Origin of the sequence: Variovorax sp. PBL-E5 (genome assembly GCF_901827185.1) — a bacterium.
Taxonomy (GTDB): domain Bacteria; phylum Pseudomonadota; class Gammaproteobacteria; order Burkholderiales; family Burkholderiaceae_C; genus Variovorax.
The window spans coordinates 4227224-4250822 of the sequence record NZ_LR594671.1; the positions used below are offsets into that span (position 1 = coordinate 4227224).

At 64.3% G+C, this 23599-nt stretch carries 21 protein-coding genes; 10 read left to right on the forward strand and 11 right to left on the reverse strand.

The window, feature by feature from the left end:
* Positions 1-14: 14 nt before the first annotated feature.
* From WDLP6_RS20490 to WDLP6_RS20525, 8 genes are all read right to left on the reverse strand, one after another.
* Positions 15-731: an ABC transporter ATP-binding protein gene (locus WDLP6_RS20490; RefSeq protein WP_162569013.1), complete on the reverse strand. Its 717-nt coding sequence runs from the start codon at positions 729-731 to the stop codon at positions 15-17.
* Between the two features lies 1 nt (position 732).
* On the reverse strand, positions 733-1503 hold the full coding sequence (locus tag WDLP6_RS20495) for an ABC transporter ATP-binding protein (RefSeq protein WP_162569014.1): 771 nt from the start codon (positions 1501-1503) through the stop codon (positions 733-735).
* Between the two features lie 16 nt (positions 1504-1519).
* Positions 1520-2707, reverse strand: a complete 1188-nt coding sequence (locus WDLP6_RS20500) for an ABC transporter permease subunit (RefSeq protein ID WP_162569016.1) — start codon at positions 2705-2707, stop codon at positions 1520-1522.
* 10 nt (positions 2708-2717) lie between these two features.
* Entirely contained in the window at positions 2718-3647 is a 930-nt protein-coding gene (locus WDLP6_RS20505) for a branched-chain amino acid ABC transporter permease (protein WP_162593832.1), read from the reverse strand.
* Positions 3648-3891: 244 nt separating this feature from the next.
* Positions 3892-5184: a replication-associated recombination protein A gene (locus tag WDLP6_RS20510; protein ID WP_162593833.1), complete on the reverse strand. Its 1293-nt coding sequence runs from the start codon at positions 5182-5184 to the stop codon at positions 3892-3894.
* Between the two features lie 40 nt (positions 5185-5224).
* Positions 5225-5857 (reverse strand): outer membrane lipoprotein chaperone LolA, encoded by a 633-nt coding sequence (gene lolA, locus WDLP6_RS20515; protein ID WP_443083460.1) that lies wholly within the window; start codon positions 5855-5857, stop codon positions 5225-5227.
* A 13-nt stretch (positions 5858-5870) separates the two neighbouring features.
* A complete protein-coding gene (locus tag WDLP6_RS20520; RefSeq protein WP_162593835.1) occupies positions 5871-8258 on the reverse strand; it encodes a DNA translocase FtsK in 2388 nt (795 codons plus the stop codon).
* Positions 8259-8388: 130 nt separating this feature from the next.
* Positions 8389-9063, reverse strand: a complete 675-nt coding sequence (locus WDLP6_RS20525) for a Crp/Fnr family transcriptional regulator (RefSeq protein WP_162569024.1) — start codon at positions 9061-9063, stop codon at positions 8389-8391.
* Positions 9064-9229: 166 nt separating this feature from the next.
* Here WDLP6_RS20525 and trxB point away from each other — a divergent pair, with 166 nt between their 5' ends.
* The 3 genes from trxB to rpmG all read left to right on the forward strand — a co-directional run bounded on the left by trxB (position 9230) and on the right by rpmG (position 10893).
* Positions 9230-10180 (forward strand): thioredoxin-disulfide reductase, encoded by a 951-nt coding sequence (gene trxB, locus WDLP6_RS20530; protein WP_162593836.1) that lies wholly within the window; start codon positions 9230-9232, stop codon positions 10178-10180.
* A 294-nt stretch (positions 10181-10474) separates the two neighbouring features.
* Complete coding sequence (rpmB, locus tag WDLP6_RS20535; protein ID WP_162569028.1) at positions 10475-10708, forward strand: 50S ribosomal protein L28; 234 nt, start codon at positions 10475-10477, stop codon at positions 10706-10708.
* 11 nt (positions 10709-10719) lie between these two features.
* Positions 10720-10893: a 50S ribosomal protein L33 gene (gene rpmG, locus WDLP6_RS20540; RefSeq protein WP_007830291.1), complete on the forward strand. Its 174-nt coding sequence runs from the start codon at positions 10720-10722 to the stop codon at positions 10891-10893.
* Between the two features lie 91 nt (positions 10894-10984).
* Here the strand turns inward: rpmG and WDLP6_RS20545 are convergent, their stop codons facing one another.
* Positions 10985-12199 carry a DesA family fatty acid desaturase gene (locus tag WDLP6_RS20545; protein ID WP_162569030.1) on the reverse strand — a complete coding sequence of 405 codons (1215 nt, stop codon included), beginning with the start codon at positions 12197-12199 and terminating at the stop codon, positions 10985-10987.
* Positions 12200-12330: 131 nt separating this feature from the next.
* Positions 12331-13602, reverse strand: a complete 1272-nt coding sequence (locus tag WDLP6_RS20550; RefSeq protein WP_162593837.1) for an RsmB/NOP family class I SAM-dependent RNA methyltransferase — start codon at positions 13600-13602, stop codon at positions 12331-12333.
* 75 nt (positions 13603-13677) lie between these two features.
* Between WDLP6_RS20550 and WDLP6_RS20555 the strand changes: the two genes are divergently transcribed.
* Complete coding sequence (locus WDLP6_RS20555; RefSeq protein ID WP_162593838.1) at positions 13678-13914, forward strand: DUF1653 domain-containing protein; 237 nt, start codon at positions 13678-13680, stop codon at positions 13912-13914.
* Here the strand turns inward: WDLP6_RS20555 and purN are convergent.
* A complete protein-coding gene (gene purN / locus WDLP6_RS20560; RefSeq protein WP_162593839.1) occupies positions 13901-14500 on the reverse strand; it encodes a phosphoribosylglycinamide formyltransferase in 600 nt (199 codons plus the stop codon). The genes WDLP6_RS20555 and purN overlap by 14 nt on opposite strands.
* A 144-nt stretch (positions 14501-14644) precedes the next feature.
* Between purN and WDLP6_RS20565 the strand changes: the two genes are divergently transcribed.
* From WDLP6_RS20565 to WDLP6_RS20590, 6 genes are all read left to right on the forward strand, one after another.
* Positions 14645-15826, forward strand: a complete 1182-nt coding sequence (locus WDLP6_RS20565) for an acyl-CoA dehydrogenase family protein (RefSeq protein ID WP_162569037.1) — start codon at positions 14645-14647, stop codon at positions 15824-15826.
* Positions 15827-15839: 13 nt separating this feature from the next.
* Positions 15840-16955 carry an acyl-CoA dehydrogenase family protein gene (locus WDLP6_RS20570; RefSeq protein WP_162593840.1) on the forward strand — a complete coding sequence of 372 codons (1116 nt, stop codon included), beginning with the start codon at positions 15840-15842 and terminating at the stop codon, positions 16953-16955.
* A 90-nt stretch (positions 16956-17045) separates the two neighbouring features.
* Positions 17046-18425, forward strand: a complete 1380-nt coding sequence (locus WDLP6_RS20575) for an alpha/beta fold hydrolase (protein WP_162593841.1) — start codon at positions 17046-17048, stop codon at positions 18423-18425.
* Positions 18426-18600: 175 nt separating this feature from the next.
* Positions 18601-19059 carry a CesT family type III secretion system chaperone gene (locus tag WDLP6_RS20580; protein ID WP_162593842.1) on the forward strand — a complete coding sequence of 153 codons (459 nt, stop codon included), beginning with the start codon at positions 18601-18603 and terminating at the stop codon, positions 19057-19059.
* 54 nt (positions 19060-19113) lie between these two features.
* A complete protein-coding gene (locus tag WDLP6_RS20585) occupies positions 19114-19614 on the forward strand; it encodes a hypothetical protein (protein WP_162593843.1) in 501 nt (166 codons plus the stop codon).
* A 72-nt stretch (positions 19615-19686) separates the two neighbouring features.
* Positions 19687-23586: a hypothetical protein gene (locus WDLP6_RS20590; RefSeq protein ID WP_162593844.1), complete on the forward strand. Its 3900-nt coding sequence runs from the start codon at positions 19687-19689 to the stop codon at positions 23584-23586.
* The last annotated feature ends 13 nt before the right edge of the window (positions 23587-23599 follow it).

Here is a 23599-nt window from a genome sequence, read left to right on the forward strand (position 1 = left end):
GAGGGAACAAAGCCCTACTCGCCGAGGTAAGCAGCCCGCACCTTCGGATCGCTCAGCATCACCTTCGCATCCCCGCTCATGGTGATGAGCCCCGACTCCATCACGTAGCCGCGATCGGCCAGCTGCAGCGCGCGGCTGGCGTTCTGCTCGACCAGCAGCACCGTCACGCCCTGGTCGTAGACCTGCTTGACCACTTCGAAGATCTTGTCGACCATGATCGGCGACAGGCCCATCGATGGCTCGTCGAGCAGGAGCACCTTGGGCCGCGCCATCAGCGCGCGTCCCATCGCCAGCATCTGCTGTTCGCCGCCCGACATGGTGCCGGCCAGCTGCGTGGCGCGCTCCTTCAGGCGCGGGAAGGTCGAGAACACGCGGTCCATGTCCTTCGCGATCTCGGCCTTGTCCTTTCGGATGTAGGCGCCGATCTGCAGGTTCTCGGTGATGCTCATGCGCGTGAAGACGCCGCGGCCCTCCGGCACCATCACCAGGCCTTCGGCGACCAGGTCCCACGCACCGCGGCCCTTGATGCTCTTGCCGAGGAATTCGATGTCACCGGCGAGGTAGGGCTGCGATCCTGTGATCGCTTTCATGGTGGTGGTCTTGCCGGCGCCGTTGGAGCCGATCAGCGACACCAGCTCGCCTTCGCGCACCTCGAAATCGATGCCCTTGACGGCCTGGATGCCGCCGTAGGCCACCTTCAGGCCGCTGACTTTCAAAAGTGTTTGCGCCATCTCAATGTCCTCCGGTGCCGAGGTAGGCCTCGATCACCTTCTCGTTCTTCTGTACGTCCGCAGGAGTTCCCTCGGCGATCTGCTTGCCGTAGTCGAGCACCGTGACGCGGTCGCACAGGCCCATCACGAGTTTCACGTCGTGCTCGATGAGCAGGATGGTGCGGTTGTCCTTGCGGATGCGGTCGATCAGCTCGCGCAGCATCACCTTCTCGGTCGCGTTCATGCCGGCGGCCGGCTCGTCGAGCGCGATCAGTTGCGGGTCGGTCGCCAGCGCGCGGGCGATCTCGAGGCGGCGCTGGTCGCCATAGCTGAGCGTGCGCGCCTTGTAGTCGGCGAACTTGCCGATGCCGACATACTCGAGCAGCTCGTGGGCGCGCTCGGTGATGGCGGCCTCTTCGGCCTTGAAGCCGCTGCCGCGGAAGATCGCGCCGAACAGGCCCGAATGGGTGCGCACGTGGCGCCCGACCATGACGTTCTCGAGCGCGGTCATTTCCTGGAACAGGCGGATGTTCTGGAAGGTGCGCGCGATGCCGGCCTTGGCGACCTCGTGCACGGCGGTCGGCCGGTAGGGCTTGCCGGCGAGCTCGAAGCTTCCGCTGTCGGGCGAGTAGAGCCCGGTGATGACGTTGAAGAAGGTGGTCTTGCCGGCGCCGTTGGGACCGATGAGGCCGTAGACCTGCCCGCGCTGGATCTTGATGCCGACGTCCGACAGCGCCTGCAGGCCGCCGAAACGCTTGGAGATGCCGTGGACGTCGAGGATGGTTTCAGTCATTTTTCTTCGCCCTCGGTCACGGGTTGATCGACATCGGCCGCGATGCGTCGCCCGGCATTTCGTCCGACGGCGTCTCGATGCCCGGCGCTGCCGCCGGCATGCCGGAAGCGGGTGCGGCCACAACGCCCCTGCGCGCGAGCGACTTGCCGTGCTCGGGTGAAGGCCAGAGGCCGCGCGGCCGCACCAGCATGATGATGATCATGGCCAGCGCGATGAAGAGCTGGCGCAGGATCGAGGCATCGAGCCGGCCGTCGGTCATTTCCTGCAGCGGCCCGGCCACGTAGCGCAGCACCTCGGGCAGCGCGGACAGCAGCACGGCGCCGAGGATCACGCCCGGCAGGTGGCCGATGCCGCCCAGCACCACCATCGAGACGATCATCACCGACTCCATCAGGCTGAAGGACTCGGGCGAGACGAAGCCCTGGAAGGACGCGAACATCGCGCCCGACACGCCGCCGAAGCTCGCGCCCATGCCGAAGGCCAGGAGCTTCATGTTGCGGGTGTTGATGCCCATCGCCTTGGCGGCGATCTCGTCCTCGCGGATGGCCATCCACGCGCGGCCGATGCGCGACGTCTGCATGCGGTGCGAGACGAGAATGGTGAAGACCACGAACAGCAGGAACAGGTAGTAGTAGAGCGTGACCGAGGAAATCGTGAAGCCGTCGATCTTGAGCGGCCGGCCGAGGTCGAGCCCCCAGAACTTGACTGAGTCGATCCCGGTGATGCCCTTCGGACCGTTGGTGATGTTGACCGGCTGGTCGAGGTTGTTGAGGAACACGCGGATGATCTCGCCGAAGCCGAGCGTCACGATCGCGAGGTAGTCGCCGCGCAACTTCAGCGTGGGTGCACCCAGCAGCGCTCCGAACATCGCGGCGACGACCAGCGCCAGCGGCACCACGACCAGCAGCGAGACATGCAGCCCGTGCGGGAACATGGCCTTGATGGCGGGGAAGGTGTCGGTGAGCTGCGGTGAACCCAGCAGCGCGTACAGGTAGGCGCCGATGGCGAAGAAGGCGACGTAGCCGAGGTCGAGCAGGCCGGCGTAGCCGACGACGATGTTGAGGCCGAGCGCCAGCATCACGTAGAGCAGCGCGATGTCGGCGATGCGCACCCAGGCGTTGCCCTGGCTCTGCAGGATCAGCGGCAGCACGAGCACGGCGATGATGCCGATCACGGTGAGGACGAGGTTCTTGCTGTTCTTCATGTCGCGCTCCTCAGGCCCGGTCCGCCACACGCTCGCCGAGCAGACCCGAGGGCCGCAGCGTGAGCATGATGATCAGCACGATGAAGGCGAAGATATCGCTGTAGTTGCTGCCCAGCACGTCGCCGGTGAGCGCGCCGATGTAGCCCGAGCCAATGGCCTCGATCAGGCCCAGCAGGATGCCGCCGACGACCGCGCCGGCCAGGTTGCCGATGCCGCCGAAGACCGCTGCGGTGAAGGCCTTGAGGCCGGGAATGAAGCCCATCGCGTGCTGCGCGATGCCGTAGTTGGAGGCGTACATCACGCCGGCGATCGCGGCCAGCACCGCGCCGATGATGAAGGTGGCCGAGATGACCATGTCGGGCCGAATGCCCATCAGCGCGGCGACGCGCGGGTTCTCGGCGGTGGCGCGCATGGCGCGTCCGAGCTTGGTGTAGTTGACCAGCCAGCTGAGGATCGCCAGGCAGATCGCGGTGACGCCCAGGATCATGACCTGCGTGGGCGAGATCACGGCGCCGCCCAGGTGGATCGGCGTGGTCGACAGCAGGTTGGGATAGGCCTTGTTGGTCGGCTTCCAGATGATCATGGCCAGCGTCTGCAGCAGGATCGACATGCCGATGGCGGTGATGAGCGGCGCCAGCTTGGGGCTGTTGCGCAGCGGCCGGTAGGCGACCTTCTCGATCACGAAGTTGAGCGTGGCCGCGACGATGCAGGCGATGATGAGCGAGACGATCAGGATGAGCCAGCCGGGCGCGTGCGGCCACGCATCCTGCATGAGGCCGATGATGGTCCAGCTGGTCAGCGCCCCGACCATGAGGACTTCCCCGTGCGCGAAATTGATGAGGTTGATGATGCCGTACACCATGGTGTAGCCCAAGGCTATCAAGGCGTACATGCTGCCGAGAACCAGACCGTTGATGATCTGCTGCAGCAAGATGTCCATAGCGAACTTCCCTTTTTGTTGGCGACACCCTCGAGAGATGCCTGACGCTGACCGCGCGCCGGGTCGGCGCCGTGGTTTCCCCTTAGCAAAAAACCCGCCAGCATGTGTCGGCGGCGGGTTTGTGGGCGGGATTGTAGTCACGCGGGCGCGCCAATCCGGTGCCCAAACGACGGGGTTTTCCCGCTGGCGCAAGGCGCGCCGGCGATGGCGGTGCAAGCCGATATCGGCGAGCGGAGCCTGCGTATCAGCCGCCGGTGTCGGCGTTGCGCTTTCGCAGTTCGCGTAGCTTCTCCGCAATGCGGATTTCGAGGCCGCGCTCGACCGGCCGATAGAAGGGCTGCGGTTCGAGGCCGTCGGGCATGTAGCGCTCGCCGGCCGCGAAGCCGCCCTCCTCGTCGTGCGCGTAGCGGTAGCCCTTGCCGTAGTCGAGTTGCTTCATCAGCTTCGTTGGCGCATTGCGCAGATGCATGGGCACCGGCCGCGTGCCGTCGGACTTGATGAGTGCGCGGACCTCGTTGTAAGCCTTGTAAACCGCGTTCGACTTGGGCGCGATCGCGAGGTAGACCACGCATTCGGCGAGTGCCAGTTCGCCCTCGGGCGTGCCGAGGCGCTCGTACACCTCGGCGGCATCGAGCGCGAGCCGCAGTGCGCGCGGGTCGGCCAGGCCGATGTCCTCGCTGGCCATGCGCACCAGCCGGCGCGCCATGTAGCGCGGGTCGGCGCCGCCGTCGAGCATGCGCACGAACCAGTAGAGCGACGCGTCGGGATCGCTGCCGCGCACGGATTTGTGCAGCGCGGAGATGGTGTCGTAGAACTGCTCGCCGCCCTTGTCGTAGCGGCGCATGCGCTCGCCCAGGACGCGCAGCAGCCATTCATCGGTGATGGGGTCGAGCTTCTCGGCGCCGGCTGCGACGGCGAGCGTCTCGAGAGTGTTGAGCAGCCGCCGCGCGTCGCCGTCCGCATAGGCCACGAGCCGGTCGATGGCCGGCGCATCGATGGCAGGCACGGCCTGGATGGCCTGGGCGCGCGCCACGATCTGCTTCAGGTCGCCTTCGTCGAGCGGCTGCAGCACGTAGACCGCCGCGCGCGACAGCAGCGCCGAATTGACCTCGAAGGACGGGTTCTCGGTGGTCGCGCCGATGAAGGTGAAGAGGCCCGACTCCACGTGCGGCAGGAACGCATCCTGCTGGCTCTTGTTGAAGCGGTGGACCTCGTCGACGAAGACGATGGTGCGGCGCTGCTCCAGCCCATCGCGTGCGGCCGTCGCGCGTTCGACCGCCTCACGGATGTCCTTCACGCCGCCGAGCACCGCGCTGATGCTGAGGAACTGCGCATCGAAGGCATCGGCCATCAGGCGCGCGATGGTGGTCTTGCCGGTGCCGGGCGGGCCCCAGAGGATGCACGAGTGCGGCTGCCCCGACTCGAAGGCGATGCGCAGCGGCATGCCGGGGCCGAGCAGCTGCTGCTGGCCGATGACCTCGCCCAGGGTCTTGGGACGCAGGCGTTCGGCCAGGGGTTGGTGGGCAGGTGCGGCCACGGGCGGCATCCTCAGCGAAGACCGTTCGGCCGCGAGGCGCTCACTCGCGCAGCACGTCCGCGCCGGCCGGCGCCTTGAACGAGAAGGTGCCGGCGGGCAGCGCAGGATTGACTTCGACCTTGCTGAACTTCAGCACCGAGCGCTGGCCGAAGTTGTCGAGGATCTCGAGCGCGGCGAGTGCATCGCCCTGGAAGCCGATCTGGACGCTCTGCAGCTGGCCGTCCTTGTTCTTCGGCGTGGCCTTCACCCATTGCAGGCCGTCGCGCTCGGGCGCAGCCTCGAGCGTGAAATCGGCCTGCAGGGCACGCAGGTCGGGCGCGGCGGCGATCAGCGCGGCCGGCGTCGAGCCCAATGCCTGCGACTGCTTGCGCTGCGTGACCTGGTTCAAATCGGCGTCGTAGAGCCAGAGCGTCCGGCCATCGGCGACGATGCTCTGGGCGAAAGGTTTCTTGTAATCGAACTTGAACTTGCCGGGACGCTGGAATTCGAAGGTGCCGCTCGACACCTTGTCACGCGAGGCCTGGCCGTCCTTGGACGGCGCCGTCACGGTCTGCGTGAACTCGGCACGGCCCGATTTGGCGGTCTTCACAAAGGCTTCGAGGCTTTCCATGCCGCCGGCCCACGCGCCGCCGGCCAGCGCGGCGAGCATCGCAGCGGCCATCCACTTCTTCATCATCATCGACATGTCATTCCGTTCTCGAAGGAACCAGGATCTCGCGCTGGCCGCTGCCGCTCATCGCGCTCACCAGCCCGGCGTTCTCCATGTCCTCGACCAGGCGCGCGGCGCGGTTGTAGCCGATCTTGAGATGGCGCTGCACGAGCGAGATGCTGGCCTTGCGGTTCTTGAGCACGACCTCGACCGCCTGGTCGTACATCGGATCCTTTTCACCGCCGTCGCTGCCGCCCTCGCCGAGCAGGTCGCCATCGCCGTCCACGGTGCCACCTTCGAGCACGCCTTCGATGTAGTCCGGTTCCCCTTGCGACTTGAGGTAGGCGACGACACGGTGCACCTCTTCGTCGCTCACGAAGGCGCCGTGCACGCGCACGGGCAGCCCGGTGCCGCTGGGCATGTAGAGCATGTCGCCCATGCCGAGCAGCGCCTCGGCGCCCATCTGGTCGAGGATGGTGCGCGAGTCGATCTTGCTGGACACCTGGAAGGCAATGCGCGTCGGGATGTTGGCCTTGATGAGGCCGGTGATGACGTCGACGCTGGGCCGCTGCGTGGCGAGGATCAGGTGGATGCCGGCCGCACGGGCCTTCTGCGCGAGGCGGGCGATGAGTTCCTCGATCTTCTTGCCGACCACCATCATCAGGTCGGCGAGCTCGTCGATCACGACCACGATGTGCGGCTCACGCCCGAGCGGTTCGGGGCTGTCGGGCGTGAGACTGAAGGGGTTGTAGATGAACTCCTCGCGTGCCTTGGCCTCGTCGATCTTGACGTTGTAGCCCGCGAGGTTGCGCACGCCCAGCTTGCTCATGAGCTTGTAGCGGCGCTCCATCTCGGCCACGCACCAGTTGAGGCCGTGGGCGGCCTGGCGCATGTCGGTGACCACCGGCGCGAGCAGGTGCGGAATGCCTTCGTAGACCGACATCTCGAGCATCTTGGGATCGATCATCAGCAGCCGGACGTCGCGCGCCTCGGCCTTGTACAGCAGGCTCAGGATCATCGCGTTGATGCCGACCGACTTGCCCGAACCCGTGGTGCCCGCGACCAGCACGTGCGGCATCTTCGCAAGATCGGCCACCACCGGGTTGCCGACGATGTCCTTGCCGAGGCCCATGGTGAGCATCGACTTGCCTTCGTTGTAGATCTGCGAGCCGAGGATTTCGCTGAGCTTGATCGACTGCCGCTTGGCATTGGGCAGTTCGAGCGCCATGAAATTCTTGCCGGGAATGGTCTCGACCACGCGGATCGACACCAGCGAGAGCGAGCGTGCGAGGTCTTTCGCGAGGTTGACGATCTGCGAGCCCTTGACGCCGGTGGCCGGTTCGATCTCGTAGCGCGTGATCACCGGACCGGGCGAAGCGAGCACCACGCGGACCTCGACGCCGAAGTCCTTGAGCTTCTTCTCGATCAGGCGCGAGGTCATCTCCAGCGTGTCGGCCGAAACGGTCTCCTGGCGCGTCTGCGCGGCGTCGAGCAGGTCGACCTGCGGCAGCTTGCTGTCGGGCAGTTCGCGGAACAGCGGCTTCTGGCGTTCCTTGGCGACGCGGTCGCTGCGCGGCACCTCGGCCAGGGCGGGCTCGATCTGCACCGGCGGCGAAGGGGCGCGGCGCTTGGCGCGCGGCACGACGCGCAGTTCTTCGTCGGGCGACTCGAGTTCGCCGCCGTGAAAGCCGGAAGCCACTTCCTCGCGTTCGCGCACGGCCTGCTTGCCCATCGCGATGTCCTGGGCGATCTCGCGCTTCTCGCGCCGCGACTCGAACAGCGAATAGACGCGCGAGCCGATGCGTTCGGCGATCTGGCTCCACGAAAAGCGGAACACCAGTGCCGAGCCGATCACGCCGCCCGCGATGGCGATCAGCGCCGAGCCGGTGAAGCCCATCCACTTCACGCTCAGCGGCCCGACGAAGTAGCCGAGGATTCCGCCGCCATGGCCGGGCAGGCGGAATTCGAGCCGGTAGAGACGCGACCATTCGAGCACCGCACTGGCACACAGCAGCAGCAGCAGGCCGAACCAGAATGCCAGGCGGCTGCGATTGAAACGGCCGCGGGGCGGCTGGTCGGCAGGCGCCGTCTCGCCGCCGCGCAGCCATCCGGCCAGCGACGACAGCCACACGCGCAGGCCGGCCGCCAGGCACCACCAGACCGAGTAGCCGGCCAGGAAATAGCTCGCATCGGCCAGCCACGCGCCGATGCGGCCGCCCCAGTTCTTGATGTCACCGCCGGTGCCCGATGTTGACCAGGCCGCATCCGAGGGCGTGAAGCTCAGCATGGCGAGCAGCCAGAACAAGAGGAGGACGAAGCCGGCGATCAGCGTGATCTCGTGCGCAAAGCGCATCGCGCGCTGCCGCACCGGCTGCGACTCGGCAGACGACGATGTCTGTTGAAGGGTATTGAGCGAGTAGGTCATGGGCGACAGGACGACCGGCCCGCGCGCGCGAGCCGATGACCTATGGAAACTACAACGAAGTCGATCGCGGCCGCGTTGTCAGGGCCGGCGACATGAAGGCCGGTGCGCTGCAGCGCCGCCGGCCGGAGAATCAGGCGAGCGATGAGAGTCGTTCCTTGACGATCATCGACCCGTCGGGTTGGGTCTGCACGAAACCGCGCTCCTCGAGGTCCTTCATGACGCGGCTCACCATTTCGCGCGAGGCGCCAACCATCTTGGCCAGATCCTGGCGCGAGATCTTGTCGCGCACCTTGAGATTGCCGGCGCCATCGTCGATCGCGAACTCGAGCAGGGAACGCGCCACGCGGCCGTAGACGTCCATCAGCGCGAGCGATTCGATCTTGCGATCCGCATGGCGCAGGCGCGCGACCAGGCCGCGCATGATGTTGTACGACATCGAGGAATTCTCGGGCAGGCAACGCGCGAACGCCTCGCGGCCGAGCATGAGCACGTCGGTCTGCACTTCGGTGCGCACGGTCGCGGAATGCGGCTCGTCGTCGATCATGCTCATTTCCCCGATATAGTCGCCAGGCTGCAGTGTGGCGAGGATCACCTCACGGCCGCGGCTGTCGGTGCTCATCACGCGGGCTCGCCCGGTCAGGATGATGTAGAGCGCATCGGACTTCTTGCCCTGCTCGACCACCACCTCGGCGCGCTTGAAGCGTTTCTTGATGATCGCATCCGCAATGCTCGCGGATTGCGTTGGCGTCAACGCAGCGAACAGCGGCACGCGGCGAAGCAATTCAAGGTTGGAAAGCATCGACATTCATCAATCCCCGAGTACCGTGCGATTCGCAAACCCATGGATTAATACAATCGCACGCATTGAAAACACCCCACGCCCGGTCTTGAACCGAACGGTGATACTCCATATCTATCACCCTGAAAATGTACACGCTGCTGCAGCGTAACTGATAGGTTTTCTACGCATCATGTCCACCCCACGCCACGCGAAGGTCCTCATTCTCGGCTCCGGCCCGGCCGGCTATACCGCGGCCGTCTATGCGGCCCGTGCCAATCTTCAACCCATGCTGATCACCGGCATCGCCCAGGGCGGCCAGCTCATGACGACGACCGAGGTCGACAACTGGCCGGCCGACGTCCACGGCGTGCAGGGACCGGATCTGATGCAGCGCTTCCTGGAACATGCCGAGCGCTTCAAGACGCAGATCGTCTTCGACCACATCAACAAGGTCGACCTGAGCAAGCGCCCGTTCACCCTCAGCGGCGATACCGACACCTACACCTGCGACGCGTTGGTGATCGCCACCGGCGCCTCGGCCAAGTACCTCGGGCTGGACTCCGAGCAGCACTTCATGGGCCGCGGCGTGTCGGGCTGCGCCACCTGCGACGGCTTCTTCTACCGCGACCAGGAAGTCTGCGTGATCGGCGGCGGCAACACGGCCGTGGAAGAGGCGCTGTATCTGTCGAACATCGCCAGCAAGGTCACGCTGGTCCATCGGCGTGACAAGTTCAGGGCCGAGCCGATTCTGATCGACAAGCTCAACGAAAAGGCGGCAGAGGGCAAGATCGAGCTCAAGGTTCACAACACGCTGGACGAGGTGCTGGGCGACGACTCGGGCGTGACCGGCATCCGCCTCAAGAACACCCAGACCGGCGCCACAGAACAGCTCGACCTCAAGGGCTGCTTCATCGCCATCGGCCACCATCCGAATACCGACATCTTCCACGGCCAGCTGGAAATGAAGGACGGCTACATCCTGACCAAGGCGGGCCTGCAGGGCTTTGCGACCATGACCAGCGTGCCTGGCGTGTTCGCGGCCGGTGATGTGCAGGACCACGTGTACCGACAGGCGATCACCAGCGCGGGCACGGGCTGCATGGCGGCGCTCGATGCGCAGCGCTTCCTCGAACAAGAATAGAGCTCGCCCCCAGGCTGCGCGCACTTCGTGTCGCTTCGCCTACCCCCTGCCGGGGGCAACACCGGCGGACCGGCTGAGCCGGATCCGCGGTGTTTCACCAACGGGCCTGACTGCGCCGGCCGTAGCTGCATGACGGGTCGGCTATAATCTTTGGCTTTGCTGAATCTGGCGCCTTGGTGCGTCCCGGCAAGTCGGGGTACCGCCACCCGTTTCTGGCGAGGTCAAGCTGCAAACCACCCCGAACGCCCACAGCGTTCCGTCAAAGGTGCCAGCTGTTCAAGAAAGAGTGTCCTCATGGCACGCGTATGCGAAGTAACGGGCAAGGGCCCGATGGTCGGAAACAACGTTTCCCACGCCAACAACAAAACCAAGCGCCGGTTCCTGCCGAACCTGCAATACCGTCGTTTCTGGGTCGAGACCGAAAACCGCTGGGTTCGCCTGCGTGTTTCGAGCGCCGCATTGCGGCTGATCGACAAGAACGGCATCGACGCCGTGCTCGCAGACATGCGCGCACGCGGCCAAGCCTAAGGAGCTGAATCATGGCAACGAGCAAAGGCGGACGCGAAAAGATCAAGCTGGAATCCACCGCGGGTACCGGCCACTTCTATACCACCAGCAAAAACAAGAAGACGATGCCTGAAAAGATGTCGATCATGAAGTTCGACCCCAAGGCACGCAAGCACGTCGAATACAAGGAAATCAAGCTGAAGTAATTCGGCTGGCTCCAATAAAAAAACCCGCTGAGATCCAGCGGGTTTTTTATTGTCCGCCACGTTCGTGGCCGGCGAAGCCTGGGGGCGAGCGTCAAGCTCTTGCGGAACGCAGACGGGTGGAAAACTCCCGCAAGCCGGCGATGCCACTGGCTTCCGCCCGATGGCACCAGGCGGCCAGATCGGCCGCCAGCTGCTCGCGCGATTGCGAGGTGTTGAGCCACAGCTGCCGCAGCTCTTCGCGCATCGTCACCATCTTGTCGAGCACCGGGTGGGCGGCACGTGCCTGCACCAGGTGCGAACGCGCGGCTGCGGGCACCTTGTCGTCGTCGCGGTGCAGCCAGCGCTTGGCGGCCTTCAGCACCGACAGGTCGGCGCCCTTGGCCTTGAGCTGCGCCAGTTCGCCCTTGGTGGTGCGGCGCATTTCACGCGCATAGCGCGCCATGACTTCGTAGCGGTTGGCGATGACGGCCTCGAGGGTCTGCGCGTCGGCCACCGGCTGGATATCGCCGATCTGCAGCTTCGGCGGCACCTTCTTGACCTTGGCCCAGCCGATCTTCTGCATCATGCAGATGTAGATCCAGCCGATGTCGAATTCGTACTTCTTGACCGAGAACTTCGCCGAGGTCGGATAGGTGTGGTGATTGTTGTGCAGCTCTTCGCCACCGATGATCACGCCCCAGGGCGATACGTTGCGGCTCGCGTCGGGTGCCTCGAAATTGCGATAGCCCCAGTAATGCCCGATGCCGTTGATGATGCCGGCCGCGGTGATCGGGATCCAGAGCATCTGGACCGCCCAGACCGCCATGCCGAGCGCACCGAAGAGCGCCAGGTTGATGATCAGCATCAGGCCCACGCCCTGCCAGCTGTAGCGCTCGTACAGATTGCGCTCGAGCCAGTCGTCCGGCGTGCCGTGGCCGTAGCGCTCCATCGTTTCCTTGTTCTTCGACTCGGCGCGATACAGCTCGGCGCCGCGCCACAGCACTTCGTCGATGCCCTTGACCTGCGGGCTGTGCGGGTCTTCCTCGGTTTCGCATTTGGCGTGGTGCTTGCGATGGATCGCCACCCATTCCTTGGTGACCATGCCGGTCCCGAGCCAAAGCCAGAAACGGAAGAAATGCGAGGGAATCGGGCCGAGGTCCATGGCCCGGTGCGTTTGCGTGCGGTGCAGGAAGATCGTGACCGCCGCGATCGTGATGTGCGTGGTGACAAGCGTGTACAGCACGACCTGCCACCAGGTGAGATCCCATAAGCCGTGTCCGAGCCAGTCGATGGCCGCGCTCAGAACGGCAGAGTCAGGGGGCAACATTGAGTTCGGTACTCCATGGCCGCACGAAGGTGCAGCCTTCAGGTAATCAGCAATTTTAAAGGTTCGGCCCCGAAAAGGGGTCTAAATCCTTGATCGATTGTGAGTTTTCCCCCTTCTTTGGGGCCGCGCCCCTACTTCCGGTTCCACACGGCGGCAAAGAAGCCGTCGGTGGCGTGGCGGTGTGGCCAGAGCCGCAGGTAGCGCGTGCCGGCGTCACCGCCCGCGCACAGGCCTTCGGCGGCAGCCACCTTGAGGCCGGTCAGCAGCGGCGCGACCTCCTGAACCTCGAAATCGGGGTTCGCGGCGCCAAAGGTCTCGGCAATGGCTTCGTTTTCTTCCGGCAGCAGGCTGCAGGTCGCATAAACCAACCGGCCACCGGCTTTCACGAGGCGCGAGGCGCTCTGCAGGATGGCGGTCTGCTTGGCGGTCAACTCCTGGACCGACTGCGGCGACTGGCGCCATTTCAGGTCGGGATTGCGCCGCAGCGTGCCGAGGCCCGAACAGGGCGCATCGACCAGCACGCGGTCGATCTTGCCCGCCAGCCGCTTGACCCGGTCGTCGCGCTCATGGGCGATCGCGGCGGGATGGACGTTCGAGAGCTTGCTGCGCGCCAGGCGGGGCTTGAGCGCATCGAGCCGGTGGCCGGACGTGTCGAAGGCATAGAGCCGGCCCGTGTTGCGCATCGTGGCGCCGATCGCCAGTGTCTTGCCGCCTGCACCGGCGCAAAAATCCACCACCATTTCACCGCGCTTGGCGTCGAGCACCAGTGCGAGCAGCTGGGAGCCTTCGTCCTGGACCTCGACCGCGCCGCGCACGAAGGCATCGAGCTTGGTGAGGGCCGGCTTGCCTTCGATGCGAAGTCCCCAGGGCGAGAACGGCGTCGCTGCGGCCGGGATGGCGGCCTGCGCAAGTTCCTTCTGCACGTCGGGGCGCTTGTCGGTGAGCGCGTTGACGCGCAGGTCGAGCGGTGCCGGCTGTTGCAGGCTGCGCACCAGCGGCCAGAACTCGGCGCCGAGTTGCGCCTTGAGCGGCGCCACCAGCCATTCCGGCAGGTTGTGGCGGTGGCGTTCGAGGAGATCGTCCTCCTTGACGCCGTCGCAGTTGTCGAGCCAGCGCTTCTCTGTATCGTTGAGCGCGCTCTTGAGGAAATCGCGCGGGCCGTGAAAGCCCAGAATGGCCATGCGCCGCTCCTTCGACCCGCTGCCCGAGGGCGACAGGTGATCGAACAGCAGCTTCTTGCGCAGCACGGTGTAGACCGTCTCGGCCAGCGTGGCACGCTCGCGCGGCCCCAGCTCGCGGTGGTCGCGAAAGAAGCGGGAAACGACCTGATCGGCAGGATGATCGAATTTGAGGACCAGGCCGACCAAATCGGCGCAGGCCTCGAGCAGGGCTTTGGGGTGCATGCCCCATTGTCTCAGCGGCGGCGCCCTGCCAGTCCCGGCCTCCCAGCCTCGAACCCTTCGAAAGAATCGACCCCCATGAAAGACGACGACCTCCCTCCCCTGATCGAAACGCCGCCCGGCCGCTACCGCCATTACAAAGGCGGCGAGTACGAAGTGCTCGGCACCGTTCGCCACAGCGAGACGCTGGAACCGATGACCTTGTACCGCGCGCTCTATGGCCAGCGCGGCCTCTGGGTGCGGCCTGCGGCGATGTTCGGCGAGACCGTGGACATCGATGGCCTTCGGCGCCCGCGATTCGTCAAGCTGGCGTAGCAGGCGCAGGTCGCGCCAGCCATGCCGCGATCGCCTGCGGGTAAACCCGATGCTCGTGCGCCAGCACACGGGCCGCGAGCGTATCGGCCGTGTCGTCCGGCATCACCGGCACCGCCGCCTGCGCCAGGATCGGGCCGTGATCGAGTTCGACCGTGACCTCGTGCACCGTCAACCCCGCCACGCGGCAGCCCGCCTCGATGGCGCGCTGATGAGTACGCAATCCGGGAAAGGCCGGCAGCAGCGACGGATGGATGTTGAGAAGCCGGCCTTCGTAGTGCGCGACAAAGGCCGGCGTGAGGATGCGCATGAATCCCGCGAGCACCACCAGCGTCGGCGCCTGGGCGTCGATCGCCCGCGCCAGCGCGCCATCGAAGGCCTCGCGGGTATCGAAATCCTTGTGCGCGACCACCTCTGTCGCAATGCCCTGCGCGCGCGCGATGGCCAGGCCCGCGGCATCGGCCTTGTTGCTGATGACGGCAGCGATGCGCGCATCGAAACGCCGAGCCCAGCCCTCGCGCTCCGCGGCGCGCACGATGGCAGCCATGTTGGAGCCGCTGCCGGAGATCAGGATCACGATGTTCTTCATATGGGAGGCGGGATTATCCGTGTCCGTCCTGGTCACGCCGTTTGTCGCGGCGCGGACAGCCTTCTTTCGCACGACCGTGCTAAAACCGGCCATTCCCAAAGACACGCCGCAGGCGCGGCGTTCGATCAACACAGCGAGGCACGCATGGATTTGAGCTTCACGCCCGAAGAACAGAAGTTCCGCGAAGAGATTCGCGCCTGGGTCAAGGACAACCTTCCCCCAGACATCTCCCACAAGGTGCACAACGCCCTGGACCTCACGCGCGACGATCTGCAGCGCTGGGCCAAGATCCTCGGCAAGAAGGGATGGCTCGGCTACGGCTGGCCCAAGGAATTCGGCGGCCCGGGATGGACTGCGATCGAGAAGCACCTGTTCGAGGAAGAAACCGCGCTGGCCGGCGCGCCGCGCATCGTCCCCTTCGGGCCGGTGATGGTCGCACCGGTGATCCAGGCCTTCGGCAACGCCGAGCAGCAAAAGCGCTTCCTGCCCGGCATCGCGAGCGGCGAGGTGTGGTGGAGCCAGGGCTACAGCGAACCGGGTTCCGGCTCCGACCTCGCCTCGGTGAAGACCAAGGCCGAGCGCCAGGGAAACAAATACATCGTCAACGGCCAGAAGACCTGGACCACGCTCGGCCAGTACGGCGAATGGATCTTCTGCCTGGTGCGCACCAGCAACGAAGGCAAGCCGCAGACGGGCATCAGCTTTCTGCTGATCGACATGAAGTCGCCAGGCGTCACCGTGCGTCCCATCAAGTTGCTCGACGGCGGCCACGAGGTCAACGAAGTCTGGTTCGACAACGTCGAGGTGCCGGCAGAGAACCTGATCGGAGAAGAAAACAAGGGCTGGACCTATGCCAAGCACCTGCTGAGCCACGAACGCACCAACATCGCCGACGTCAATCGCGCCAAGCGCGAACTGGAGCGGCTCAAGCGGCTCGCCAAGAGCGAAGGCGTATGGGAAGACACGCGCTTTCGCGACGAGATCGCCAAGCTCGAGGTCGACATCGTCGCGCTCGAAATGCTGGTGCTGCGCGTGCTGTCGGCCGCCACTTCCGGCAAGAACTCGCTCGACATCGCGGGCCTGCTCAAGATCAAGGGCAGCGAGATCCAGCAACGCTATACCGAACTCATGATGCTGGCCGGCGGCCCCTACGCGCTGCCGCTGGTGCGCGAAGCGATGGAGGCTGGCTGGCAGGGCGACTTCCCTGGCGGCCATGTGCAGCTGGCGCCGCTCGCCACGACCTACTTCAACATGCGCAAGACCACCATCTACGGCGGCAGCAACGAGGTGCAACGCAACATCGTCGCCCAGACCGTGCTGGGCTGACAAGGAAACCGACATGGACTTCGATTTTTCAGACGATCAGCAGCAGCTGCGCGACGCCGTCGCCAAGTGGGTCGAGAAGGGCTACGGCTTCGAACGCCGCCGTGCGACGGAGGCCGCAGGAGGCTTCTCGCGCGAAGCCTGGGACGAACTGGCCGAGCTGGGCCTGGGCGGCCTCTACATCCCGGAAGACGAGGGCGGCATGGGCATGGGCCCGGTCGAGGGCATGGTCGTGATGGAGGAGTTGGGCCGAGGCATCGTGCTGGAGCCGCTCGCGCAATCCTTCGTGGCCGGCGCCGTGCTCGCGGGCCACGCCGACCCCGACACCAAGGACAACTGGCTGCCGCGCATCGCGGGCGGACAGGCGCTGGTCGCACTGGCCTGGCAAGAGCGCAAGGCACGCTACCGGCTCGACCAGTGCGAGGCCAAGGCCGTCAAGGCGGGCGACGGCTGGACGCTGAGCGGCAGCAAGAGTCTGGTGCCGGCCGGCGACGAGGCCGATGCCTTCCTCGTGCCCGCGCAGCTCGACGGTCGCATCGCGCTCTTCCTGGTCGAGCGCGCCGCCGATGGCGTCGCGGCACGGGGCTACGGCACGCAGGACGGCAGCCGCGCGGCCGAGGTCGTTTTCGACAAGGCCGCCGCCGTGCTGGTCGCGCGGGACGGCCTGCCCGTGCTCGAGCACGCGGTCGACATCGGCATCGCTACCGCCTGCGCCGAGGCCATCGGCGTGATGGACCGGACGCTTGCGATCACCGTCGAGTACATGAACACGCGCAAGCAGTTCGGCGTCGCGATCGCCAGCTTCCAGGCGCTGCGCCATCGCGTCGCCGACATGAAGATGCAGCTCGAACTGGCGCGCTCGATGAGCTATTACGCCAGCCTCAAGCTCAATGCGCCGGCGGCCGAGCGCCGGCAGGCGTTGGCACGTGCCAAGTACCAGCTGGGCGTCTCGATGCGCTTCGTCGGCCAGCAGGCGGTGCAGCTGCACGGCGGCATCGGCGTGACCGACGAATACATCGTGAGCCACTACTTCCGCAAGCTGACGCAACTCGAGATGACATTCGGCGACACGCTGCATCATCTCGGCGAAGTGTCGGGGCGCATGCAGGACACGGCCGGCGTCTTCGCCTGATCGACGGCCGCGGCGCTTGTCGCGACCTCGCACAACGCCCGCCGGCCTCGCGCATGCGGGCGTTTTCTTTTTCATTGAACAGGACCCGTCATGCAAACTCGCCGCCATCTGATCGGCCTCGGCCTCGCCTCCACCATGCTCGCTGCCTGCTCCACCACGCCGACATCCGCGGACCTGCTGCCGATCGTCTTCGTGCATGGCAACGGCGATTCGGCCGCGCTGTGGCAGACCACGATCTGGCGTTTCGAATCGAACGGCTGGCCGCGCGACCGGCTGTTCGCGTCCGATCAGCCCTTCCCGCTGGCGCGCGACGACGACGCCATGGCGCAGCCGGGGCGAAGCTCGGCGGCCGAATCGATGGCCTTCCTGAAAGCCGAAGTCGATCGCGTGCTGAAGACCACCGGCGCCAGCCAGGTCATCCTGATCGGCAACTCGCGCGGCGGCAATGCCATCCGCAACTACATACAGAATGGCGGCGGCGATCGTGTCGTCAGCCAGGTGGTGCTCGGCGGCAATCCGGCCCATGGCATCTGGGCCGTCAAGGGGCTGCACGAGGGCAGCGAATTTTCCGGCCTGAGCCCGTTCATGCGGCAGCTCAACCAGCCGAAAAACGCCGCCGGCGACGAGGTCACGCCCGGCGTGAAATGGCTGACCGTGCGCTCCGACAACAACGACAAATATGCGCAGCCCGACGGGGTATGGATCGGTGCCAAAGGCACGCCGACGAACATCGGTTTCGACGGCCCCGCGCTCAAGGGTGCGAGCAATGTGGTGATCCCGCGGCTCGATCATCGCGAGACCTCCTTCTCGCCGGCTGCCTTCGAGGCCGCCTGGCGCTTCCTGACAGGATCGCCGCCGCGCACGCTGCAACCAGTGGCCGAGGCACAGGCCACGTTGTCGGGCCGGGTCACGGGCCTGGGGCTCGATCCGCACGATCCCGCGAGCGGCGACTTTGCCGACAACCTGCCGCTGGCCGGCGCACAGTTGGCGATTTTCGCAGTCGACGCTACGACCGGCATGCGACAGGGCGCCGCGGCCCGGACGCAGACCATCGCGGCCGACGGCCGCTGGGGGCCCTTCATCGCGCGACCGGACACCGCCTACGAATTCGTGCTGAGCGCGCCGGGCTACGCGACGACGCACATCTACCGCAGCCCTTTTCCCCGATCGAGCAGCGTGGTGCAACTGTGTCCGCAGCGCATCGCCGAAGCCGACCGCGCCGCCAAGGCCCTGGTCATCTTCACGCGACCGCGCGGCTATTTCGATGCCCAGCGCGACACGATGCGCTTCGACGGCCAGACCACGCTGCCCGGCGTGCCGCCGCAGGGTGCGGGCGTCTCGAGCGCGAAGCTCAAGCTGACAAGCGATGAGGCGCGCACCGTGCCGGCCGAATTCAACGGCGAACGCGTGGTGGGCCGGACCTGGCCGCTGGCGCGGGGCGAAGTCAGCGTGCTCGAGTTGAGCTACTGAGCCACTGAGCTTCCGAGCACCGCGCGTTCGGCCACCGCGCCGGCGCCGCATTCATTTCTCCTGATCCTTTCTTCCCGGTTTTCCTGCGATCCGCAAAGCCGATGCTTGAGGAATCGCAGCCTCGCCGCCTGGCGGAATCCGCTGCCTGGCACGCGTCGGTCCCAAGGAGACCGTCATGAACGAAGAAGAAACAACCAGCGACGAAGAATTCACGAACTGGCGTGGACGATTCATCTCACTGGCCGAAGACGTTTGCCGGGAACGCGGAGAGCCGGCCATGGCGGTCGTCGACGACCCCGACAACTATCTCTTGCTGGACCTCGAGGTCGATGGCATGACCTTCCACATCCTGCATTTTCCGGATGCCATGGAACGGCTCGTCGTGCACTGCCGGCTCGGCACCGTACCGGCTGCGCAAGATACCGGCATCCTCGCGGGCGCCCTCATGAGCAACATGCCACTGGCCTATTCGCACGCCGGCATGTTCGCGGTCGACACGAAGACCGACGAGCTCGTCTACAGCACCGTCGAATCGCTGCGCGAACTCACGGCCGAACAGCTGCTGCGGAACATATCGACGATGGTCACCGCCGCCGAGCCCTGGTCCCGGCATTGCACACGGCCATCGGCCTAGCAGGCCATCGGCCTTTCGTTTCCCTTCCCGCCTTTCATACACAAGGAGACAGCCTTGGATGCAATCCTGCCCGCTCGCCGGGACTTTCTGAGACTCGCGCGCCAGACGCTCGTGCGATTCGGCGCGGACCCCGCGGCGCTCGAGGCGCCGCAAATGGACGTCGAGGCCAAGATCGGCATCGAGTTCGTTGTCGAAGGGGTGGGCTTCGTGCTCGTCCACAACACGGACCCGCAGATCGACAACCTGATATTGGTCAGTTGCGCATTCGGTCCTTTACCCATCAGCGCGGCGCGCGAAAGCTGCGTGCGCCTGCTCGAAGCCAACTATGAACTCTCCGCGCTGCTGCTGACCGGCTTTGCACTCGACGAGGCCGGGAATTGCGTCTACACGCATTCGTGCGCGATGCCGCTCTGGGACGACGAGAGCATGGCCGCGCTGATCGAAGGCATGGCAGCCCTGGCCCTGCGATGGCGCAATGGCGGGATTCTCGATGCCGAAGGGCTCGGCACGCTCACGAATCACGCCATGCCGGCCGTTCCGTCTGCATTCGCATGACCACTTCATCGCCTCGATAGCGCTGCGCAACGCCACCTATCTCGGCACAAAGGACAACCCCAAGGAATTTTCATGCAGAACATCCCCTCATCGCCCCCCTCCATCCAAGCCTCGCGCTCCAACTATCCGCCAGTTCAAGGAGGACATAAACCGGGACCCAAACTGAAAGCAAGGGCAACCCAAGTCCAGCAGGGTCAGGATCCCAGGTTTAAGAAAGTACCTGCGCGACAGGATATCCGGCGGCCCAACACCACGGAAAGGATGAAGAAGCAAACCACGGTCGTCGACATCCAGAAGGCCTACTCGATTTCCACTTCCAAGATCGCCAGTCCGTCGAAGCCGATTCCGTCGAGTGCGCTGCAACAGTCGTACAACCTCGAGAAAACCCAATGGAGCACGCGCTACGCGAAAGACAAGAACTTCAGGGCGAAAGTCGATGTCTATCATGACGGGCGCACAGCGCTCATCGCAGACATCGCGGCACGGAGGATCAACCCCGAGCAGATCAAGACTCGCAGCATGGAACTCGGACGACAGCTGAGCGTCATTTACGAGCAGGTCAGCGAACATGGGCCGTGGAATCCGGACTCGGAGCGGCGCATCGCGGCTGGAGGCTGCCACTATGCGAACTGGTCCATCAGGGCCAACTACCTTCAACAGGCTCCGGGAATTGCGCGATCCGCGTTCATTCTTGCGGTAGACGTGGCTCTGGCGGCTGCCTCCCTCGAGATGGCCCAGTTCGATCCGGCGCAATATTGGATGGCTGCCATCAATGCAACAGCCGTCATGGCGCAGGGCTTCGCGTTCTATTGGGTGCCCTTGAAGCAGGCCGAAGGCCAGAGTGTCGACGTGGCACTTCGCAGCCACAACGGGCCGGAATACCAACCCAATCTCAGTGCCTCGGTACTGGTCCTGGAGGACGCCTCGATCGGTCAACTGCAGGGCACGAAGCTTCTGGAAGACCGAATTGCGTTCTTGAGAAGCCTCAAAGGTTCGGAGGGCGACAGAATGTGGGATCACATCAAGATCCTCAGGACCGAATACGAATCTCTCCATGAGCAGATCACGGCACTCGGGGAACAGAATGCAGAACATGTCAGCCGAGCCAACGCTCGCATTTATGACCGGACCAAGAAGCTCATCAACCGGTTTGTGGAGCTTGACAACGAAATAAAGCTTCTTGCGAAATTCGCCCGGAATCTGAACACGGACAAAGCCATCGATGCAGAAATCGACAGGCTCGAGAGCAAGCTTGCGGCCGAGCGCATCTACGTCACGCTCAGTCATCAGCTCAACCAAGGCAACAGCAAGAATTTCCGAAACCTCTTCAATATCGCCACGGCCGTGTTCGGGCTCGCTTCCAATGTCGCTGGAGCTTCCGCCATCGGCAACACGGGGATGCAGGTCGCGGCACTCGTCAGCCAGATCGGCCAGGTTCTTGGCTACAACCTGTTTCACCGATGGACGGCGGGATCTGACTACAAATCGCTCCTGACAGTCCAGTTCCAGCTGACCGCGCTCACAGGGGTCGGCAATCTTGCGCCCAAGGATGACAAGTTCAACCCAGCGCGGCTCGATCAGATCGTGATAGGCCCGATGCAGCGGCGCGTCACTCACTTCAAGAATGCGCTCGAATTCGATCGAACGATCTATCGGGCAGCATTCCTCACTGCGCTTTCGGATGCCGAAGGCAACATGCCGAATGGCTCTTACCAGCGCTCAGTCCTCTTCTTCTCCGAATGCAAGACACCCGAGGCTCGTCAAGGCTATTTGAAGAGCGCAAGCAAGCTCAAATCCATCACCCCCGAGGGGGCCAGGAAAGCGCAGGCGATCCTGATTCTTTACGAAGAGAACGAAAAGAACATCAAGCATCTGAACGAGGGCAAACTCGACGAACTCCTGAGCGATCGGAGCACGCTCCCAGACGACTCGAAGGCCATATTCCAAGGCGCCTTGCTGTGCGCACAAAGCCACGGCGTCGAACATAAGTCCGAGGACAACAGACTTGCCGAGCTGAAAGGGTTGACGGAAAGTCTCAGCGACCTGGCGTCGGTCAACCAGGCGGCCCAAAAGGTTGGTCAGAACTTCCTTCTGGTCGCTGCCGGACCTGCCACGCCCTTGGCGTTCAAGTTGATCACCAACGCGATCCAGAGCTTCGCGTACGGATTCGCCTCTGCCAACTTCCCAACGGGCACGGATTCGTGGCAGGCGCTGAATTCGACCGCGCTGAATTCGACCGCCGACACTTTTGCCGACTACGCAACGCGCAAGCAGATCATCAACATCGTCGGTGGCGTGGGAAGTTCGGCCGCGATCGTGGGCTCGATAGTCGGCCTTTTCATCGCCTATTCAGCACACGAGAATATCGCGACAAAGGAACTCCATCGCGGACGCGACCGCGAGCGCGGCGCCGCCATGCCGAATGCAGGCATCCTGGACTACCGGTTCAGCAACGCCCTCTTCGGTGATCACAAACCGACCGGCTTCAAAACGCTTGCCGCCACACAGATTCCGGACGCCGATCGGCCGGATCCCGTGGGCTATGACCGCAAGGCGACGCTCCTGAGCGACGCCTGGGAACAAATGAAGGCACCGGCCAACACTCCGCTGTGGAAGTATCTGCAACTTGATCCTGCGCAGTTCGATATCCAGACCCTCGAGGAGGCGGACGCTTTGGCCGCCGCATATCAGCAGAAGCTCCAGGCGTACGCGCTTGAACTGAATGCGGACAATGCCCCGGACAACAAACCAAGCACCAGCAACCAGCCACAGCGCAGCAGAAATGCGTCCAGGGCGGGCGCTCGGCTTTCGTTTGGCAAGGACGTCATCATCGACATCGAGTCCCGGGTCGATCCCGGGCCGACGCCCGTCCCACGCATCAGGAAGCATGGCGCCGTGAACCCCAGGACAACAATACCTCCCTTGCGTCTCGTGCAACGCGAAATCAGTGTTTCGGAGAGCAGCAAAAGCAGACTTTCGACGGGCCGCCGCGCCAGGAAGGTTTCGTTTGCAGCGGAATCCGAGAATGCCATCACCGGACTCGACTCGCCGCGCAGCCATTCCAACAACAGGACGCCCAGGACGCGTTTTTCGAGAGTTGGCCAGCCTGCGCAGGCGACGACGCCTCGGACTCCAAGAGGAGGGATTCTTCTTACGCCACGCGGGGCCATCTCGCTCATCGACAGCGTCATCGACATCATTGACGAAAACGATAACGAAGAGGTCGCCGAGTCAAAGCGCTTTCTTGTCGACTACAAGTTCGTGAACGTGAACAACTGGAAGGTCCGCGAAGCGGAAGAGAAAGAGGAGCTCAGCGCCATGGACGATCTCTTCAGGGACATGACAGCCATCGTCGACGACAACGCCGCAGACGAAACAGATCAGTATTATTTGGACTTTGTTCGTTTGCATGAGCCCTTGATTGACGATTCGTCGGAGAGCGACGCCGAAGACTCATCCGCAGAGAACGTTGCCAACAGCTCACCCTCGCAGAGCGATGCCGAGGACTCTTCCTCGGGGCGCAAATCAGAAAACAAGAAATTCGGTATCCAGGCGGTTTCCGACCACGATGATTCGTCCGGAGAAATCGAAGCGCGGAAAGCACCCATTCCATCGGAGGCGCCACGGCGCAGTGAATCGAGCGACTCGTCCATTGATTCGACTGACTATCGCCGCAACATACTGACTCAACTGGGTCAGGTGCATGACGAAATGATCGTTCCCGATCTGCCGGCCATCTATCTGAAGACGAAGCGATCGGTGTGGCACAACCTGTCGCAGCTTCACGCGAACATCGAAAATACTCGATTTATCGGACTGCTCTCGAGCCAGGAGATGGTGGCGTGCATGCATCTCGCGATCGCCATCGCCAAAAACCCCGATACGGACAGGCTGGCGAAGCAAAACGCCAACAACGTATTGCAAGCGATCAGAGGCGAGAACGCTCAACGCCAGGCCGAGAAGAAACAATGACCTTCACGTCCCT

Bases quoted from the DNA above. Each gene is read 5' to 3' on its own strand.
- WDLP6_RS20490 (WP_162569013.1), bottom strand. From the start codon at position 731: ATGGCGCAAACACTTTTGAAAGTCAGCGGCCTGAAGGTGGCCTACGGC.
- WDLP6_RS20495 (WP_162569014.1), bottom strand. From the start codon at position 1,503: ATGACTGAAACCATCCTCGACGTCCACGGCATCTCCAAGCGTTTCGGC.
- WDLP6_RS20500 (WP_162569016.1), bottom strand. From the start codon at position 2,707: ATGAAGAACAGCAAGAACCTCGTCCTCACCGTGATCGGCATCATCGCC.
- WDLP6_RS20505 (WP_162593832.1), bottom strand. From the start codon at position 3,647: ATGGACATCTTGCTGCAGCAGATCATCAACGGTCTGGTTCTCGGCAGC.
- lolA (WP_443083460.1), bottom strand. From the start codon at position 5,857: ATGAAGAAGTGGATGGCCGCTGCGATGCTCGCCGCGCTGGCCGGCGGC.
- WDLP6_RS20520 (WP_162593835.1), bottom strand. From the start codon at position 8,258: ATGACCTACTCGCTCAATACCCTTCAACAGACATCGTCGTCTGCCGAG.
- WDLP6_RS20525 (WP_162569024.1), bottom strand. From the start codon at position 9,063: ATGTCGATGCTTTCCAACCTTGAATTGCTTCGCCGCGTGCCGCTGTTC.
- trxB (WP_162593836.1), top strand. From the start codon at position 9,230: ATGTCCACCCCACGCCACGCGAAGGTCCTCATTCTCGGCTCCGGCCCG.
- rpmB (WP_162569028.1), top strand. From the start codon at position 10,475: ATGGCACGCGTATGCGAAGTAACGGGCAAGGGCCCGATGGTCGGAAAC.
- rpmG (WP_007830291.1), top strand. From the start codon at position 10,720: ATGGCAACGAGCAAAGGCGGACGCGAAAAGATCAAGCTGGAATCCACC.
- WDLP6_RS20545 (WP_162569030.1), bottom strand. From the start codon at position 12,199: ATGTTGCCCCCTGACTCTGCCGTTCTGAGCGCGGCCATCGACTGGCTC.
- WDLP6_RS20550 (WP_162593837.1), bottom strand. From the start codon at position 13,602: ATGCACCCCAAAGCCCTGCTCGAGGCCTGCGCCGATTTGGTCGGCCTG.
- WDLP6_RS20555 (WP_162593838.1), top strand. From the start codon at position 13,678: ATGAAAGACGACGACCTCCCTCCCCTGATCGAAACGCCGCCCGGCCGC.
- purN (WP_162593839.1), bottom strand. From the start codon at position 14,500: ATGAAGAACATCGTGATCCTGATCTCCGGCAGCGGCTCCAACATGGCT.
- WDLP6_RS20565 (WP_162569037.1), top strand. From the start codon at position 14,645: ATGGATTTGAGCTTCACGCCCGAAGAACAGAAGTTCCGCGAAGAGATT.
- WDLP6_RS20570 (WP_162593840.1), top strand. From the start codon at position 15,840: ATGGACTTCGATTTTTCAGACGATCAGCAGCAGCTGCGCGACGCCGTC.
- WDLP6_RS20575 (WP_162593841.1), top strand. From the start codon at position 17,046: ATGCAAACTCGCCGCCATCTGATCGGCCTCGGCCTCGCCTCCACCATG.
- WDLP6_RS20580 (WP_162593842.1), top strand. From the start codon at position 18,601: ATGAACGAAGAAGAAACAACCAGCGACGAAGAATTCACGAACTGGCGT.
- WDLP6_RS20590 (WP_162593844.1), top strand. From the start codon at position 19,687: ATGCAGAACATCCCCTCATCGCCCCCCTCCATCCAAGCCTCGCGCTCC.